Source organism: Aliibacillus thermotolerans (assembly GCF_027853235.1).
Lineage (GTDB): Bacteria > Bacillota > Bacilli > Bacillales > Marinococcaceae > Aliibacillus > Aliibacillus thermotolerans.
Genome location: NZ_WKJG01000013.1, coordinates 1 through 16,528, shown reverse-complemented (window position 1 = coordinate 16,528; position 16,528 = coordinate 1). Strand labels below are relative to the sequence as shown.

General features: G+C 40.9%; 16 protein-coding genes. 1 reads left to right on the top strand and 15 read right to left on the bottom strand.

Features of this window, described 5'->3' with window-relative positions; translation table 11 throughout:
• Nucleotides 1-32: 32 nt before the first annotated feature.
• The 11 genes from GJS40_RS00900 to GJS40_RS00845 form a co-directional block, all read right to left on the bottom strand.
• Entirely contained in the window at nt 33-1,202 is a 1,170-nt protein-coding gene (locus tag GJS40_RS00900) for a D-alanyl-D-alanine carboxypeptidase family protein (RefSeq protein ID WP_377902094.1), read from the bottom strand.
• A gap of 99 nt (nt 1,203-1,301) precedes the next feature.
• The gene (locus GJS40_RS00895) at nt 1,302-2,612 is read right to left on the bottom strand and encodes a pyrimidine-nucleoside phosphorylase (protein ID WP_270895401.1); all 1,311 of its coding nucleotides are present in this window, start codon (nt 2,610-2,612) and stop codon (nt 1,302-1,304) included.
• 17 nt (nt 2,613-2,629) lie between these two features.
• Nucleotides 2,630-3,454, bottom strand: a complete 825-nt coding sequence (locus GJS40_RS00890) for a purine-nucleoside phosphorylase (RefSeq protein WP_270895399.1) — start codon at nt 3,452-3,454, stop codon at nt 2,630-2,632.
• Nucleotides 3,455-4,282: a purine-nucleoside phosphorylase gene (locus GJS40_RS00885; protein WP_270895397.1), complete on the bottom strand. Its 828-nt coding sequence runs from the start codon at nt 4,280-4,282 to the stop codon at nt 3,455-3,457.
• 22 nt (nt 4,283-4,304) lie between these two features.
• Complete coding sequence (locus GJS40_RS00880) at nt 4,305-5,486, bottom strand: phosphopentomutase (RefSeq protein ID WP_270895395.1); 1,182 nt, start codon at nt 5,484-5,486, stop codon at nt 4,305-4,307.
• Between the two features lie 14 nt (nt 5,487-5,500).
• Nucleotides 5,501-6,388: a site-specific tyrosine recombinase XerD gene (xerD, locus tag GJS40_RS00875; RefSeq protein WP_270895393.1), complete on the bottom strand. Its 888-nt coding sequence runs from the start codon at nt 6,386-6,388 to the stop codon at nt 5,501-5,503.
• 25 nt (nt 6,389-6,413) lie between these two features.
• The gene (locus tag GJS40_RS00870; protein ID WP_270895392.1) at nt 6,414-6,608 is read right to left on the bottom strand and encodes a DUF4227 family protein; all 195 of its coding nucleotides are present in this window, start codon (nt 6,606-6,608) and stop codon (nt 6,414-6,416) included.
• 119 nt (nt 6,609-6,727) lie between these two features.
• Nucleotides 6,728-7,204 carry a ferric iron uptake transcriptional regulator gene (gene fur, locus GJS40_RS00865; protein WP_270895391.1) on the bottom strand — a complete coding sequence of 159 codons (477 nt, stop codon included), beginning with the start codon at nt 7,202-7,204 and terminating at the stop codon, nt 6,728-6,730.
• Between the two features lie 113 nt (nt 7,205-7,317).
• The gene (gene spoIIM / locus GJS40_RS00860; RefSeq protein WP_270895389.1) at nt 7,318-7,956 is read right to left on the bottom strand and encodes a stage II sporulation protein M; all 639 of its coding nucleotides are present in this window, start codon (nt 7,954-7,956) and stop codon (nt 7,318-7,320) included.
• A 53-nt stretch (nt 7,957-8,009) separates the two neighbouring features.
• Complete coding sequence (locus GJS40_RS14475; RefSeq protein ID WP_333723845.1) at nt 8,010-9,617, bottom strand: DUF3866 family protein; 1,608 nt, start codon at nt 9,615-9,617, stop codon at nt 8,010-8,012.
• 61 nt (nt 9,618-9,678) lie between these two features.
• Nucleotides 9,679-10,212, bottom strand: coding sequence for a TlpA family protein disulfide reductase (locus GJS40_RS00845; RefSeq protein WP_270895387.1), 534 nt, complete (start codon nt 10,210-10,212; stop codon nt 9,679-9,681).
• A 171-nt stretch (nt 10,213-10,383) separates the two neighbouring features.
• Between GJS40_RS00845 and uppP the strand changes: the two genes are divergently transcribed.
• Complete coding sequence (gene uppP, locus GJS40_RS00840) at nt 10,384-11,217, top strand: undecaprenyl-diphosphatase UppP (protein ID WP_333723844.1); 834 nt, start codon at nt 10,384-10,386, stop codon at nt 11,215-11,217.
• A gap of 51 nt (nt 11,218-11,268) precedes the next feature.
• Here uppP and trpB read toward each other — a convergent pair whose 3' ends face one another.
• The 4 genes from trpB to GJS40_RS00820 all read right to left on the bottom strand — a co-directional run bounded on the left by trpB (nt 11,269) and on the right by GJS40_RS00820 (nt 16,391).
• A complete protein-coding gene (trpB, locus tag GJS40_RS00835; protein WP_270895384.1) occupies nt 11,269-12,441 on the bottom strand; it encodes a tryptophan synthase subunit beta in 1,173 nt (390 codons plus the stop codon).
• Between the two features lie 21 nt (nt 12,442-12,462).
• Complete coding sequence (cimA, locus tag GJS40_RS00830) at nt 12,463-14,082, bottom strand: citramalate synthase (RefSeq protein ID WP_270895382.1); 1,620 nt, start codon at nt 14,080-14,082, stop codon at nt 12,463-12,465.
• Between the two features lie 318 nt (nt 14,083-14,400).
• Nucleotides 14,401-14,844, bottom strand: coding sequence for a YaaR family protein (locus GJS40_RS00825; protein WP_270895380.1), 444 nt, complete (start codon nt 14,842-14,844; stop codon nt 14,401-14,403).
• A gap of 56 nt (nt 14,845-14,900) precedes the next feature.
• Complete coding sequence (locus GJS40_RS00820) at nt 14,901-16,391, bottom strand: flagellin N-terminal helical domain-containing protein (protein WP_270895378.1); 1,491 nt, start codon at nt 16,389-16,391, stop codon at nt 14,901-14,903.
• Nucleotides 16,392-16,528: the final 137 nt, after the last annotated feature.

The window sequence follows — 16,528 nt, the reverse complement described above, 5'->3', positions numbered from 1 at the left end:
AAACTAGTGTGATTTCGTTAAAAGAAGTCTATTTACACGCGTAAGTCCCCCATGAAAGACGACAATGTTCGTTTAAATAAAACGAACCAATTGGCAGGTGCGGCATCCTCTTGTAATACCAACTCTTCTTCCACTAATTTGTTTTCTCCGTCCATAAAGGTAACAGTTCCAACAACGGTTCCTTTCTTTAACGGGGCAATTAAATCTTTTTTCCAAGTGATTTCACTGGATACATTTTCTACATTCTTCCCTTTTGGAATCACAATCCCAACTGTATCTTTTAACACAGCAGGTACTTTTGTCTTCCTTCCTTTTTCAATCGCTACTTCGCCCATCACTTCGTTTTCTTCATGAATCATTTGATATTCATAACGTTGAAAGGCAAAATCTAACATGTCTGTTGTTTTCTTATTCCGTTCTTTTGGCGTATCTGCCCCCATCAAAACGGTAATGACCCGCATATTTCCTCGTTTTGCGGTGGCGGTTAAATTATATTTTGCTTCTTTTGTATATCCCGTTTTTAAACCATCCACCCCGTCGTAAAACTTCACGAGCCGATTCGTATTTACAAGCCAAAATTCATTTTCTTTCCCTTTACGTAAATAATCATCATATATTTTCGTATAATTTAATATGTCTTCGTACTCAAGTAACGCTTGACTCATGACGGCAAGATCATGAGCAGTGGTCACGTGACCCTCTTCCGGTAAACCGGTTGGATTTTTAAACGTCGTATGTTTCAAACCGAGTGCTTCGGCTCGTTCGTTCATCTTCTCTACAAATTCTTCGACTGAACCTTCTATATATTCCGCAAGAGCGACAGAAGCGTCATTTCCGGAAGCGATAGCGACTCCTTTTAACAACTCATCGACGGTCATTTCTTCTCCTTCTTCTAAAAAGATTTGTGAACCACCCATGGAAGCTGCTCGTTCACTGGCAATCACTTTATCTTCAAGGGTGATTTTCCCTTCTTCCAGCGCTTCCATGACAAGTAGCATCGTCATAATTTTTGTCATGCTTGCCGGTGGTAGTTGTTTATTTGGCTCATATTCATAAAGAACTTTTCCTGTTTTTTGTTCAATCATGATGGCGGAAAGTGTTCCCTCTTGTAATCCCGGAATCTTTTCCTCCGCAGATGCAATTGTCATCCATCCATTTCCAATCAGAAAAACAGCAACAAGTGCCATGATGTATTGCTTCATCCATTTCTTCAAATTGACACACCTCCCGTAAGTTTACATCTATTTTTTCCAATATTTTCTTCCCTTATACATAAAAAAACTGAATAGCTACCTGTGTAACTATTCAGTCGGTGCCGTAATGACTTGGTAAATATATGGTTTTTTAGAGACAGGATGGTTAGACCAATGAAATGCTTGGGAAACGAGCGTCAGAACGTCCTTTTTTAATTGTTTCTGATGATAAATCGTCGCAATCTTATCGCCTTTTTCAACCCAGTCTCCTCTTTTTTTATGTAATTGAACCCCTGCTTCGTGATCAATGGTATCTCCGAGTTTTTCACGACCTGCACCAACCATCATCGCTCCTTGACCGATCATCTTCGGATCAATATGACGAATATAACCGTCCGTTGGTGCAGTAATGGTCGTTTGTTCTTTTGCTTGTAAGAAAAGTTCTGTGTTTTCAATATAGCGGACATCTCCACCTTGGCTTTTTACATTTTCTTTTAGTTTGTTTCGTGCTTGACCACTTAGAAGGGCGTCGGTGACAAGCGTTTCCGCTTCCTTCTGTGACATTTCTTTACCTAACATCACCATATACGTCGCTAGCGTCTTTGTAAGTTCATACAAATCTTCCGGACCTTTCCCTGTTAATACGTCTACTGCTTCTTTGATTTCTAAGCCATTGCCAATATAGTAGCCTAGCGGTTCATCCATATTCGTGATAAGTGCGACTGTTTTTCGACCAAGCGCGTGACCAATATTGACCATCGTTTTGGCAAGCGTCATTGCTTCTTCTCTGTTTTCCATAAAGGCACCCGCTCCGCATTTGACATCGAGCACGATTCGATCCGCCCCGGCAGCGATTTTTTTGCTCATGACCGAACTTGCAATCAACGGGATCGAATGGACTGTCGCTGTTACATCCCGCAAGGCATATAGCTTTTTATCTGCTGGTGTTAAATTGCCGCTTTGACCAATGACAGCCATATAATTTTTATTCACAAGGTCGATAAATTGCTCGGTCGCTAATTCCGTTTGATACCCCGGAATCGCTTCTAACTTATCAATCGTTCCACCGGTATGCCCAAGACCTCTTCCAGACATTTTCGGAACAGGAATACCGAGTGAAGCAACGATTGGTAAGACGGTCAATGTCAGCTTATCTCCCACTCCCCCAGTGGAATGTTTATCAACCTTCACTCCTTGAATCATAGATAAGTCTACCGTCTCTCCCGAATGAACCATCGCTTTTGTCAATTCCGACACTTCGCTTTCATACATCCCTTGAAAATAAATCGCCATTAATAAAGCCGCTGCTTGATAATCGGGAATTGTCCCTTTTGTATAAGAAGAAATAAAGTTCTCAATCTCCTCTTTGGACAATGCGTGACCATCTCGTTTTTTTTGAATAATATCTACCGCTCGCATCTCTCTCCCTCATTTCTTTACGGGTGCTGTTTAATAATTTCTTTCATGAGTGACATAAAACGCGGTTTTGTTTGACGGGCCACTTCCATCACTTCTTCATGAGAAATTCCTTCCATTGTTTCTCCAATTGCCATGTCAGTAATACAAGAAATGCCCAGTACTGGTAAGCCACCGTGCCGAGCAACGATAACTTCAGGCACCGTCGACATTCCAACTACATCCGCTCCTAACTGTCTCACCATGATTAATTCACTTCGCGTCATGTAGTTTGGACCGGAAATTCCAGCATATATCCCTTGTTTTAAAGAAAAACCAAGCGTTTCGGCTGCACGATGGGCAAGATGTTGTAATTGTTTGTCATAGGCATCACTCATATCCGGAAAACGCGGGCCGAAACGTTCATCATTTTTTCCAATCAATGGATTTGTTCCCGTTAAATTTAAATGGTCTTGAATGACAAGTAAATCCCCTGGAGAAAGGGTTGAGTGCAACGCGCCACAAGCATTGGTCACAACAAATGTCTCTATACCAAGCTGCTGCATCACCCGAACGGGAAAAGTAACTTCTTTCATTGAATATCCTTCATAATAATGAAAACGACCTTGCATTAACACAACATTTTTCCCTTCCAATTGACCAAAGACTAACTGTCCAACATGTCCTTCCACCGTAGAAAGGGGAAAATGAGGAATGTCTTCATACGGAATACGCGTATGATCGCTTAACTCGTACGCTAAATCCCCAAGACCAGAGCCAAGGACGATGCCAATGGTTGGTTTGATCTCTGTTTTTTTCTTGATATAAGAAACGGCTGTTTCTACTTTTTCCCATTCGCTTGTCATTTACACTTCTCCCTTCTGATTCATTAAAAATACGATTTTTTTCATTAGTTTCATAAAATCTATTTTCACTCGCTCTGCAGTAGTGATGACTTGTTCGTGATCTAACGGTTCATCTGTAAGTCCTGCTGCCATATTCGTTAAGCAAGAAATTCCTAATACATCCATCCCTTGATGGACGGCAGCAATGACTTCGGGCACTGTAGACATTCCGACTGCATGAGCACCTAATGAGCGAAGCATTCGTATTTCTGCTGGTGTTTCATAACTTGGACCGGTCACTCCGGCATATACTCCTTCTTTTAACGGAATGGCTACATCTTTGGCCGCTTCTCTTGCAAGTTGTTGGAGGATAGGAGAATAAGCGGAGGACAGATCGGGAAACCGTGGTCCTATTCGATCATCATTCGGTCCAATGAGGGGATTATTTCCCATGAAATTTAAATGGTCTGTCATTAACATAAGGTCGCCAGGTGAAAAGGATTTTGCCACGATGCCTGCCGCATTGGTGACAATGAGCGTACGCACCCCTAATTTTTTCATCAGTCGGACAGGTAAAATAACTTCTTCCATGGAGTAACCTTCGTAATAATGAAAACGACCTTGCATGGCGAGAATGGTTGCTCCTTCTACTTCACCGCATATCAATTGACCGGAATGGCCGGAAACGGTCGACACGGGAAAATGAGGGATCTCTTCATACGGTACCGTCCTTTTATTTTCCATCTGCTCAGCAAATTCCCCAAGTCCTGATCCAAGAATCAGACCAATTGTCGGTTTTTCATGAATGTAGCGGCGAACCATGTGTAACATCTCTTCGGTAACAGGCATTGTGATCCCTCCTTTCATTCTTTTAGTCCAAAACGAAAGATAAAAAACTCTCTCCATAAGAAGGGGCTTGCACGTGAAAATTCTCGGCAATGGTTGCCCCGACATCCGCAAACGTTTTCCGTCTTCCTAAATGTTTGCTCGTTTCAATGCGAGAATGGTATACAATCAACGGCACGAGTTCTCGCGTATGATCGGTCCCTTTAAACGTTGGATCATTTCCGTGATCGGCAGTAATGATTAATAAATCGTCTTTTGAGAGGCCCTCGATGATAGTTGGAAGTTTGGCGTCAAAACGTTCGAGCGCATCCCGATAGCCTTTTGGATCTCTTCTGTGACCGTACTTTGAATCAAAATCTACTAAATTCGCAAACAACAAACCGGTAAAAGATTGATTCAAAGATTGAATTATTTTCTCCATCCCATCATCGTTTGATGACGTGCGAATCGATTTGGTAATTCCTTCTCCATGAAAAATATCATGAATTTTCCCGACAGCAATCGTATCAAGACCATGTTCTTCCAATCCGTCTAACACTGTTTTATCCACCGGTTTTAGCGCATAATCTTGTCGATGAGAAGTGCGCTCAAAAGCACCAGGAGTTCCGATAAAAGGTCTCGCAATGACGCGACCAATTTTATACGGTCGATCGGTGGTCCACTTTCTCACCATATGACAAATATCATATAATTCCGAAAGGGGAATCACTTCTTCATGGGCTGCAATTTGTAATACAGAATCGGCCGACGTATATACAATCAATCCCCCTGTTTCCAGATGCGTTGGACCAAGTTCTTCAATAATTCTCGTACCGGAAGCCACTTTATTCCCTAACACTTTCCGTCCGGTCCTCTTTTCGATGCGATCTATTAATTCTTTTGGAAATCCGCCCGGGAATGTTTGAAAAGGTTCATCGATATATAAACCCATCAGTTCCCAATGACCCGTTAATGTATCTTTACTTTTAGAAGCTTCTTCCATGATTCCGACATGAGCAAGGGGAGAAGCTACTTTTTCCATTCCGGGTAACGCTTTAATATGACTGAGACCAAGCTTTTCCATCGTCGGCAGATGAAGTCCGACTGTTTCGGCAATCGACCCGAGCGTATCTGCTCCTTTATCGCCAAAAAGATGAGCATCCGGTGCTTCCCCAATACCAACGGAATCCAGCACGATTAAAAAGACTCTTTGAAATGGATACGACATGTCAAACTCCTTTCTTATGCTCGAGGATGAAACGTTTGATAGACATCTTTTAATTTATAATTGGACACATGGGTATATATTTGGGTCGTGGAAATATCGGCATGACCCAACATTTCCTGAACGGAACGTAAGTCGGCGCCGTTTTCCAGTAAATGCGTTGCGAAAGAATGACGTAAGATGTGGGGAGTAATCTTTTTTTCAATTCTTGCTTGTTTCGTTTTTTCCTTCAATATTTTCCAAAACCCTTGTCTAGAAAGAGGATTACCATGATGATTGACAAATAAAAAATCATGACGCTTCTTTTTGATTAAAAAAGGGCGTCCTTTTTCTAAATAGCGTTCAATCGCTACTTGTGCTTCTTCCCCAAGAGGAATAATTCTCTCTTTGTTTCCTTTTCCCATACATTGCACAAATCCCATATGTAAATGAATATCGGTTATTTTTAATTCACACAGTTCACTCACACGAAGACCAGTAGCATACATCAGTTCGAGCATCGCTTTATTTCGTTTATCTAATGGAGTCGTTCCATCACTTACTTCCAGCAACCGTTCTACTTCGGAAATAGACAACACATCCGGTAGCTTTTTCTCTCCTTTTGGTATCTCTATTAATTCCGACGGGTCATGAGACATCTTTCCTTCTCTTAACAAAAATTGGTGAAAAGCCCGAATGGAAGAAATATGACGTGAAATCGTAGCAGTCGATCTCCCTTTTTCTTTTAAATCATATAAAAATTGAACGATGTGTGTTCGTTGAATATGTCTCATATCGCTCACCCCCTGTTTCTCAAGGGAAGAAAAATAATTTTTAAGGTCCCTTTCATAAGAAGAAAGGGTGTTGTTTGATAACCCTCTCTCCACTTGGCAGTAATGAATAAAGTCAATTAATTCCCATTTCATGTTTCCTCCCCCTTCATCATTTCTGTTACCTCACGTAAAAGAAATGATCATTTTCTGCTTCTTGAACTTGTTCGACATTTGTCGTTGGGGTTTTTAATCGTTCATCTCCTTTATAATTTTCACTTAACCATATAATACCATAATAGAAAAAAAGGAGACATCCGATGAGAATCAATGCTGTTTTGATCATGTCGATTCCGAGCATCACCCATTTTGTCATGTCTATCCTTCCTTTCTTAAAAAAGATTTAAAACTAGTACTATCTATGACATGGGTAAAAAATTATATACATAAAAACACGGAAAACACCTCTTCATCTCGGGATGAAAAGGTGTTTCGTTATTGCGTAGGATTCACTTTTTCCTTTTTTTTCGCCGGTTTTTCTTGACAACGATGACAAATACCATGAAAAGTTAAGCGATGGTCTTTTATTTTAAAATTCCATTCTTTTTCCACGATTTTTTCCACATCACCTAGTAAATCTTCTTGAATCTCATCGACGGCTCCGCATTCCATGCAGACGAGATGATGATGAAAATGTTCGGCTCCTTCTTTCCGAAGGTCATATCTAGATACGCCATCACCGAAGTTTATTTTATCAACAACTTCTAATTCATTTAGTAATTCAAGCGTACGATAAACCGTTGCAAGACCGATTTCAGGTGCTTTTTCTTTTACGAGTAAGTATACATCTTCTGCGCTTAAATGATCTTTTTCATGCTCAAGCAATACACGTACGGTCGCTTCCCGTTGAGGAGTTAACTTGTAACTTTGAGAATGAAGTTGCTTTTTTATTCGATCAATCCGTTGCTCCACATCCACTCTCCCCTTACTTTTAACGGCTTACGTATTTATTATAGTAATAGGAAGGGAAGGTGTCAAATAATAATTATTATAAAAAGAAATTTAGAATTATTATAATTTAAATATCACATGAACCATTGAATAACCCCCCGCATGAAGATAGGCGTAAAATATCCTTCGATAAACGCACCAATTCCGAGACAAATAAGCATCAGCGCAAAGACAACCACCGATTTTCCGATCGCAGAAGGTACTAAGGTTGTCCGATTCTGTTTAAATAAATGTTTAATAATTTGAAGAGACATGACAATGGAAACGACTGCCATCACCATATACACGGGGATAATGACCAAATTTTGAGGAAAAATTGACGCAAAAGAGAGAAAAAATCCACTTGCGCCCATTTGTTGCACTAAAAATCCAATCGTAAATCCGGACACGACCCCTTTTAAAAATAATAAAATTAATATAAACGGAACGCCGGCTACCGACAGCCCCAATACCCACATCAACCCGATATATCCTCCATGGTGGGTAAAGCTGCGCAAAAAAATCTCTCGATTGGTGACATCGGCACTGTTTTCAAAGGTGACTAAAAACGATTGTAAAAAGCCATATAAATCATTTTTTAACGGTAACGATAAACTGTTTACTAATACGGCACCAAACAAAACACCCATAAACAACAATACGAGCGAAAACCAGTAAAAGGATCGGCATTCATACCAATGCTGCCGAAGTATATGGATGATGTTTTCTTTCATGGAATTGCCCCCCTTTTCAGGACATATTCCAATCTATGAAAAAGAAACGAAATCTATTCCTGCTCCTTTTGTTGTAATAGGTAATAAATCGCAAACACCGTTTTCGCATCATGAATCGCTTTTGTTTTTATCATTTGTTGAGCTTCTTCTAAAGTGACTTCCACCATTTCTACAAATTCATCTTCGTCCCCTTGTGCCACTCCTTTGGATAACTGTTTTGCTTCAAACAGATAGATAATTTCATCGGAAAAACCTGGAGACGTGTAAAAGGAAGTAATTTCCGTTAATTCCTTTGCGCGGTATCCGGTTTCTTCTTCTAATTCTCGATAAGCCGTTTCAATTGGTGCTTCCCCTTGTTCCAGTTTTCCAGCCGGTATTTCATAAATCTCTTTTTCCAACGCTTTGCGAAATTGACGAACGAGAACAATTTTTCCCGACTCGGTCATCGCAATGACTGCCACAGCACCGGGATGATGGGCTACTTCTCGTTTGCTTTCTCCTCCGTTCGGTAAAGATACATCATAGACATTCACGTCAATAATTTTCCCTTTATAAATAGACTTTGTTCGAATCGTTTTTTCACGAAAATCCATAGCAATCTCCTTCCCGCTTAATGCAACTGCTGCTAAAATGCCTTGAATAAATTCTGGAATATTTGTCACAGGACGCCCCATCGTTCGAAGAGGTAATGGGTATGTTGGGTACCAACGTTTAAAATGAGCGTACCACTTCTCCACTTGGACGTAAATCACGGTTACCGGTGCGTCCCGTAATAATTTAAGTTGATTTTTCAAAAAATGGTGTTGTTCTTTTGGTAATAACGGCAACGGCAGAAGAGACGGTACGTAGGTGAAATGTTTTAACGGTGTGAGGGTATGATGACTCAAACCGTAATGGCGTTTACGTTTTTCTTGAAAAGATAAACGAGGAATCCAAATAGGAATACCGCCTAAAGCACCGACGAGGTTAGCCCAATGCGCAAGCGCCATCCCGCTAAAACCATAAGGTGTGTTCGTACCAATGGTTCCGTGTCCCATCGAAATGATAAGAACATCTGCCTTTCGTTTCATCACAAGCCATTGTATTGCATTGGGGATGGTTGTGGTCTCGATCTCTCCGCCAAAAGCTTGCCCCGTGGTCACGACCGTCACTCGTTCATGTTGTTTCCAATATTGCATATGATCACTATATCCGGCAGGTATCGCTGCTTCGTCGGATAAAATGACACCGACCGTCTTTGCTTGATATCTTGTCAAAATCACACCTAAAAGTACAGGTAACATACTATGTAATTCCGCGAGAAGTATTTTTTTTCCTCGTAAATCAAAATTGTGTTGAAAAAAATCGTGGTCTTCATGTTCTGGCGCATCTACCGCATTGACGCTATGTTGACTCGAAGTATAACGAGCTTTCATAATATGTCCTTTTTCAGTCGACGTAAAAAATGGTTGGGAAGTGGAGATGACAATATCCCATCCTCCCGTACCGAGCTTCAATGTCGTTGCAGTTACATTCACACGGACAATATCTCCCGGTACTACTTTCGGTAATAATTTCCGATAAAGAATCGCTCGTCCTGCTCCCCCATCCGTTGCAATTTTTTGCACGTCTTCATTTTCTTCTAAAATACGAACAACACGAACGTTTTTTTCTACATACATAGGGACCACCTCAATCCAATGTATGTAGTAAAAAAACAATTATCCCTCATTCCCTATGTCATTATTCTTCCAAATGGGAAAAATGGTTCGCAAGACGCGCTTCTAATTGTTCAAAAGTCGTTTCTCCATCAATGCGATCGACGATGACACGATTTTCATCCATCACATAGGTGGTAGGTAAATGTTGTAATTGATAAAGAGAAGCGACTTCTCCTTCTTCATCAATCAAAGATGGGATACGGTCCATTTGAAAGTCTCGAACAAACGCCTCGGCATCTTCACGGTTTCTTTCATAAGAATTCATATTCACTGTGACTAGCGTCACCTCATCATATGTATCGTGCAGTTTCATTAAATCAGGTATTTCCCTCGTACAAGGCTCACACCAAGACGCCCACATATTCATCACTATAATATTCCCTTCATAATCTGACAAAGAACGAGATTCACCCTCAAACGTCGGTAATGTGTAATCTGGTGCCTGATCCCCTATTTCTATCCCTACTTTATTTAACGTAAGATTCGTCAAAATGACATAAACGCCCGCAATCACCGCCATTACGAGCACAATTCTTGAAAAAACGGATTTGTTCATCGTCTCCCTCCTGGTCAACTTTATGTTTTCATTTTATCATGAAATGTTTACTCATTAATTGAATAAGTATAGACAAGTGTGGAAAACGTTCACGTAGAATATTTCCGATCGACCAAAAGACGCTTCCAAGTTGGAGGCACTTTTGCTACACTATCTAAGGATACATAAGGAGTGATCACATTGAGCATTGTGGAAGCAATTATACTTGGTGCAGTACAAGGAATTGCCGAGTTTTTACCAATATCCAGTACCGCCCACATCATCATTGCGCAACTACTACTCGGATATTCGATCCCAGGTCTTTCTTTTGAAATTTTCTTGCATCTCGGCTCTATTATTGCGGTCATTTTATTTTTTTGGAGAGATATTACGCACATCGTTTCAGCATTTTTTCGATATCTTGCAAAAAGAGAGAAAGAAGATCGTTCGGAATTTTATTTTGGATTATATTTAATTGTAGCTACGATGATTACTGGACTTCTCGGTGTCATGTTAGAAGATGTTGTGGGAAACGCATTGAAAACGCCAATAATGATTGCTATTGCATTGGCACTTACGGGGATTTTCTTAATTGCGATTGAACGTTTTCATCAAGTTGGAAACAAATCAGAATCAGAAATGTCTTGGTTTGACGCAATCATCATTGGTTTTGTTCAAACTCTCGCCGTTATTCCTGGAATTTCCCGTTCAGGAAGTACTCTGATTGCAGGTTTATATACAGGACTGAATAGGGATACAGCGGTTCGTTTTTCCTTTTTGCTATCCATCCCGGTTATTTTAGGTTCCTCTGTTTTAGCCATTACTGATATTTCAGCGGGATCTTTTCGTACGATTGGAACGGGACCGTTAATTGCTGCTTTTATTACGTCCTTTGTCACTTCTCTCATTGGAATCATCTGGTTGATTGATTTTTTGAAAAAAGGGCGTCTTATTTATTTTGCTCTTTATTGTTTTCTTCTTGCCGCCATCGTCCTTGCCTTTTTAGATGAAGCAACCGTGCTATAATTAAAAACTGGTCTTCCCCATCATCGGTGAAGACCAGTTTCATATAGCATTTTATTCTTCCAATAATCGCTTCACTTCCGCTACGTCTTTGTCTCCGCGACCGGACAAGTTAACAAGGATGATTTGATCTTCCGTCATCGTTGGGGCAAGCTTTTTCACAAGCGCTAACGCATGGGCACTTTCCAACGCAGGAATGATTCCTTCCGTACGAGATAGCTCTTGAAATGCGTCAAGGACTTCCGCTTTCGTCACCGTTTCGTACTCTGCTCTCCCCGATAATTTCAACGCGCTATGTTCTGGTCCGACGCCAGGATAATCAAGCCCCGCTGCGATAGAATTGGTTGGAGCAGGATTTCCGTCTTCATCTTGTAAACAAAGACATTTAAATCCGTGCAACACTGCCGGAACCCCTTCAGTGAGCGTTGCTGCTTCTGCCGGTTCTGCGCCAATTAAACGCACATCTTCGTCCTTTAAATACGCAGAAAAGGCACCAATTGCATTGCTGCCGCCACCAACACAAGCAACGACCGCATCCGGCAGTTTCCCTTCTTTTTCAAGAATTTGTCGTTTAGACTCTTCACTGATGACAGATTGGAAATAGTGTACCATCTTTGGATATGGATGAGGACCGACTGCTGAACCTAGCAAATAAAAAGTCGTCTCATAATTTTCCACTAAGTCATTTAATGCTTCATCGACTGCATCTTTTAAGCGACCATTTCCTTTATCCACGGAAACAACTTTCGCCCCTAACAACTCCATCCGAAACACATTTAACTCCTGGCGACGAATGTCTTCTGTTCCCATGTAAATGACACATTCCATATCCATCATCGCACAAGCGGTAGCGGTGGCAACTCCGTGTTGTCCCGCCCCCGTTTCAGCAATAATGCGATGTGCCCCCATTTTCTTTGCAAGTAAAATTTGGCCAATGACATTGTTTATTTTATGGGCACCGGTATGATTTAAATCTTCTCTTTTTAAGTAAATTTTTGCGCCACCTAACGCTTTTGTCCATCTCTCCGCGAAAGTGAGCGGATTTTCACGACCGACGTACTCTTTCAAATAGTAATTGTATTCTTCCATAAAGGCAGGGTCTTTTTGATACGTTTGAAACGCCTCGTCTAAGCGTTCCAGCACGGTTTGTAATTCCGGTGGAACAAAACTGCCTCCAAACTCACCAAAATACCCCTTTGCTTCGTTTTGCGTTAATTCTTTCGCCATGTTTTCCACCTTCTATTGCCATTAATGATTTTTTACTCCAGCTTCTGGAATAAACGCCACGACGTTATTTTTTTCCAAGCGATGCTCTTCCTTCATAAAGTAGTAGCGAATACTATCTTCCAATGCATACCAACTTGCCTCAATCACATTGGTGGATACACCAATGGTACTCCATGTCGTTTTACCGTTCGTCGATTCAATTAGTACGCGTACCGTGGATGCCGTTCCATCTCCTCCATCTAGAACGCGGACTTTATAGTCGGATAAGTACATCTCATTTACGAGAGGATAATACTCTCCAATCGCTTTTCGAAGGGCGTGGTCCAAAGCGTTTACCGGTCCGTTTCCTTCTGCAGCCGTCACCACGGAATCGCCTTGCACGTTTAACTTAACAAGTACTTCCGTAGTAAAATCACCATCTTTTTGCGTAAGAATATTAAAGTGGTCGAGGGTGAAATATTTGTAAGATTCTCCTATTCCTTCTCGCAACAATAGTTCAAAGGAAGCTTCCGCCGCTTCGTATTGGTAGCCACGGTGTTCCATTTCTTTTACTTTTTGAATCAATTCTTTCACAACCGGATCGTTTTTATCAAGAGAAATGCCAAGCTCCTTCGCTTTAAAAAGTAAATTGCTTTGCCCGGATAATTCAGAAACAAGGACGCGACGTTCATTTCCTATTTTTTCCGGTTGAATGTGTTCATACGTTTCCGGATGTTTTAATACGGCACTCACATGCATGCCACCTTTATGGGCAAAAGCACTCTTTCCTGTAAATGGTTGATTGTTTGGCGGCGTTTGATTGGCTAGCTCATGAATATATTTAGAAGCATTGGTCAGTTGTTGTAATTGTTCGTCGGAGACGACCGGGACATTCATCTTCAGCTGTAAATTCGGAATAATGGAGACGAGATTGGCATTGCCGGATCGCTCTCCATACCCGTTAAATGTCCCTTGAATATGCCGAGCTCCCGCTTTCACTGCTTCTAATGAGTTCGCCACTGCCAATTCACAGTCATTGTGGCAATGAATACCTACTGTAATCGATACTTCCTCAGTAACGTGCTTCACAATTTCCGCAATTTCAGACGGAAGGGTCCCTCCGTTCGTATCGCAAAGAGCTAAACAATCGGCTCCTGCTTTCTCTGCTGCTTTAATCGCTTCCAGCGCATAATCACGATGATGTTTATAGCCATCAAAGAAATGTTCCGCATCAAAAATTACTTCTAATCCGTTTTCTTTTAAATACCGTACGGAATCATAAATCATGGCAATATTTTCTTCCAACGTTGTCTGAAGCGCTTCTGTCACGTGAAAGTCCCACGTTTTCCCAAAGATCGCCGCCGCTTTCACACCACTGTCTAAAATGCGCTGTAAGTTCGGATCTCTTTCCGTTTCTATATTCGGACGGCGAGTACTACCAAACGCGGTAATCACAGCTTGTTCCAACTGTAACTCTTTCGCCCTCTCAAAAAAGTTCATATCTTTCGGGTTACTTCCAGGCCATCCTCCTTCAATGTAATGGATTCCAAGTTGATCTAATTTTTTTGCGATTTTTAGTTTATCTTCCACTGATAAACTAATTCCCTCTCCTTGCGTTCCATCCCGGAGTGTTGTGTCATATAACTTTACTTGCTCCTCCAACTTTCTCCCTCACTTTTCTGTCAATATGTGCAAAAAATTACGGTAATTTCGTTGATTTAATGCCTTTTAGTATACCATATGAATGGATATTTGACTATTTGAAAAAGTGAAGAGCTTTTTGCGATGTACAACCTTTTTATGTTTTAGTCCAAAAAAAATAGCGGCGGTATCAGTGGTTTTATTTAATTATGATTTTATTTTTATAATAAAATGAATATTTGTTCACTATACTAAAATGTTTACTACTTCTTTTCTTGAGTGAAAAGTCGGTCATTTTAAAAAAGGAAAGAACTACTCATTTGAATAGTTCTTTCCCGTTTATGCATATACGTTTACGAGCAAGCCTTGAATTTCACCGACCTTATCAAGAATGTCGATTCTTTTCTTTTCTTGCGCAAGCACGGCGTCCGTCAACTCAATAAGCTTTTTGTCCACTTCTTCTACTATTTTGTACAACTTCGTGCGACCCCGGCGGTTAAAACCGCGCCGTTCTTCCACTTTCAAACCGTGCTCCACCGCTTCTTCAAGAAAATCTTTCACGAGCTGTTTATATTTTCTTAACGTCTCCACCGTGCGGGATTCCGCCAACAGCTTCCCTTGATGATCAATCTCTTCAATCATCTTCGTAAACCGTTCATACGCTTTTTCTTCTCTGCGCTGATTAATAATTTCGGTAAAAGTGACGGATGATGTCACTTGTTCTTGCTTCGTTTTACTCGTAGGCGGAGCAACCCCCGTTTGCATCACTCGTTGAATATCCATCGCTTCACAACCTTTAAGAGAAACGTGCTACTCGTATCGTAGCACGTTTCAAAAAATTATTGAAGTAGTTGTAATACTCCTTGTGGTAGTTGGTTCGCTTGGGCAAGCATCGCCGTTGCTGACTGGTTAATAATGTTGTTCCGAGTAAACTCGGTCATTTCAAGGGCCATATCGGCATCGCGAATGCGAGATTCCGCCGCCGTTAAGTTTTCATGAGTCACTTGTAAGTTGTTGATCGTATGTTCTAACCGGTTTTGCACCGCACCTAATTGTGCTCTCGCATCAGAAACTTTATTTATCGCAGCATCAAAAGCAGCAATAGCAGCATCTGCATCTTCGTGAGTCATAACGGAAATATACTCTTCTCCATCTTTTAAACCAAGTTCTTTCGCATTCATTATTGGAATATCAACTAGCACTTGCTGTTCACTATTCGGTCCAATTTGAAAAGCAAGCGCATCATTTGCGATTTGGAAAGTAGAAGTTTCACCTGCTTGTACTTCATTGTTCAGTTGAATCTCTAACCCTTGAACAACAGTTTGAACCATTACATTATCACCATTAACAGAAAAAGTACCTTCTGTGATATCGTTCACTTCGTCTAACTCTTCCCCGTCAAGGGTTAATTTAAATGTCACCGTACCAGAAAGTGTCACCGTTGCATCACCATCACGCTCTATCTTTGTTCCATTAATCTCAAAAGTAATACCATTAAAATCTAATGATAAGTCTTCAGTTAGCTCTTTACCTCCATAAAATTCGGACTGTCCATCTGGAGAGGTGATTGTAATATTTGCTGTTGCTGGATTATTGTTAGCACCTTCAGCTGTTGCTGGATTATTGTTAGCACCTTCAGCTGTTGCTGAATCATCGTCATCATTAGCCTCATACTCTGACACTTTAATGATATACTCACCTAGGACCCCTTCACCAGTAACACTTACATTTTTCAGTCCTACTTCATTATCGTCGGTAAAACTGGCTTTCACACTTACTGGATCCGATGTTACTTTCAATTCATATATTCCTGATTTAGCGCTTGAAATAGCAGGTGTTGGCACGGCAGGTAGATTACCCCCATTCATTTCCTCTCCATTCGCATCTGTTACAAAACGAGAAAAATGTGCACTCGAGCCATCCAGTAACTTCTTCGTATTAAATTCTGTTTTCTCAGAGATACTGTCGACCTCATCTAGTAGCGCGTTAATTTCTTTTTGAATTTGTTTTCGGTCGTCATCGGTGTTCGTGTCGTTTGCTGCTTGGACGGCGAGTTCTCTCATACGCTGGAGCATCGAATGGATTTCTTGCATGGCTCCTTCTGCTGTTTGAATGAGCGAGATACCGTCCATCGCGTTTCGTTCCGCTTGTTTTAAACCGCGAATTTGGGAGCGCATTTTTTCAGAGATAGCAAGTCCCGCTGCGTCGTCGGCTGCGCGGTTAATCCGAAGTCCGGAAGATAGTTTTTCTAAGTTTTTTGAGACTTGTAGTTGGTTTTGATTTAAGTTACGGTAAGCGTTTAACGCTTGAATGTTGTTATTGATTTTCATTTCTCTCTTCTCCTCCCTCAATAAAGTAAGAATATCTTCCAAATGCTCGCTTATTCTCAAAATTTCATAGACACTGTTTTACACCTAACAGCACTTCCACCTTATAAAAGGATAATCACAGAATATTCTAACAGGGT

Bases quoted from the DNA above. Each gene is read 5' to 3' on its own strand.
- GJS40_RS00825 (WP_270895380.1), bottom strand. From the start codon at position 14,844: ATGGATATTCAACGAGTGATGCAAACGGGGGTTGCTCCGCCTACGAGT.
- GJS40_RS00895 (WP_270895401.1), bottom strand. From the start codon at position 2,612: ATGCGAGCGGTAGATATTATTCAAAAAAAACGAGATGGTCACGCATTG.
- GJS40_RS00870 (WP_270895392.1), bottom strand. From the start codon at position 6,608: ATGACAAAATGGGTGATGCTCGGAATCGACATGATCAAAACAGCATTG.
- xerD (WP_270895393.1), bottom strand. From the start codon at position 6,388: ATGAAATGGGAATTAATTGACTTTATTCATTACTGCCAAGTGGAGAGA.
- GJS40_RS00845 (WP_270895387.1), bottom strand. From the start codon at position 10,212: ATGAACAAATCCGTTTTTTCAAGAATTGTGCTCGTAATGGCGGTGATT.
- GJS40_RS00885 (WP_270895397.1), bottom strand. From the start codon at position 4,282: ATGCCTGTTACCGAAGAGATGTTACACATGGTTCGCCGCTACATTCAT.
- trpB (WP_270895384.1), bottom strand. From the start codon at position 12,441: ATGGCGAAAGAATTAACGCAAAACGAAGCAAAGGGGTATTTTGGTGAG.
- GJS40_RS00900 (WP_377902094.1), bottom strand. From the start codon at position 1,202: ATGAAGCAATACATCATGGCACTTGTTGCTGTTTTTCTGATTGGAAAT.
- GJS40_RS00880 (WP_270895395.1), bottom strand. From the start codon at position 5,486: ATGTCGTATCCATTTCAAAGAGTCTTTTTAATCGTGCTGGATTCCGTT.
- GJS40_RS00890 (WP_270895399.1), bottom strand. From the start codon at position 3,454: ATGACAAGCGAATGGGAAAAAGTAGAAACAGCCGTTTCTTATATCAAG.
- GJS40_RS14475 (WP_333723845.1), bottom strand. From the start codon at position 9,617: ATGTATGTAGAAAAAAACGTTCGTGTTGTTCGTATTTTAGAAGAAAAT.
- GJS40_RS00820 (WP_270895378.1), bottom strand. From the start codon at position 16,391: ATGAAAATCAATAACAACATTCAAGCGTTAAACGCTTACCGTAACTTA.
- spoIIM (WP_270895389.1), bottom strand. From the start codon at position 7,956: ATGAAAGAAAACATCATCCATATACTTCGGCAGCATTGGTATGAATGC.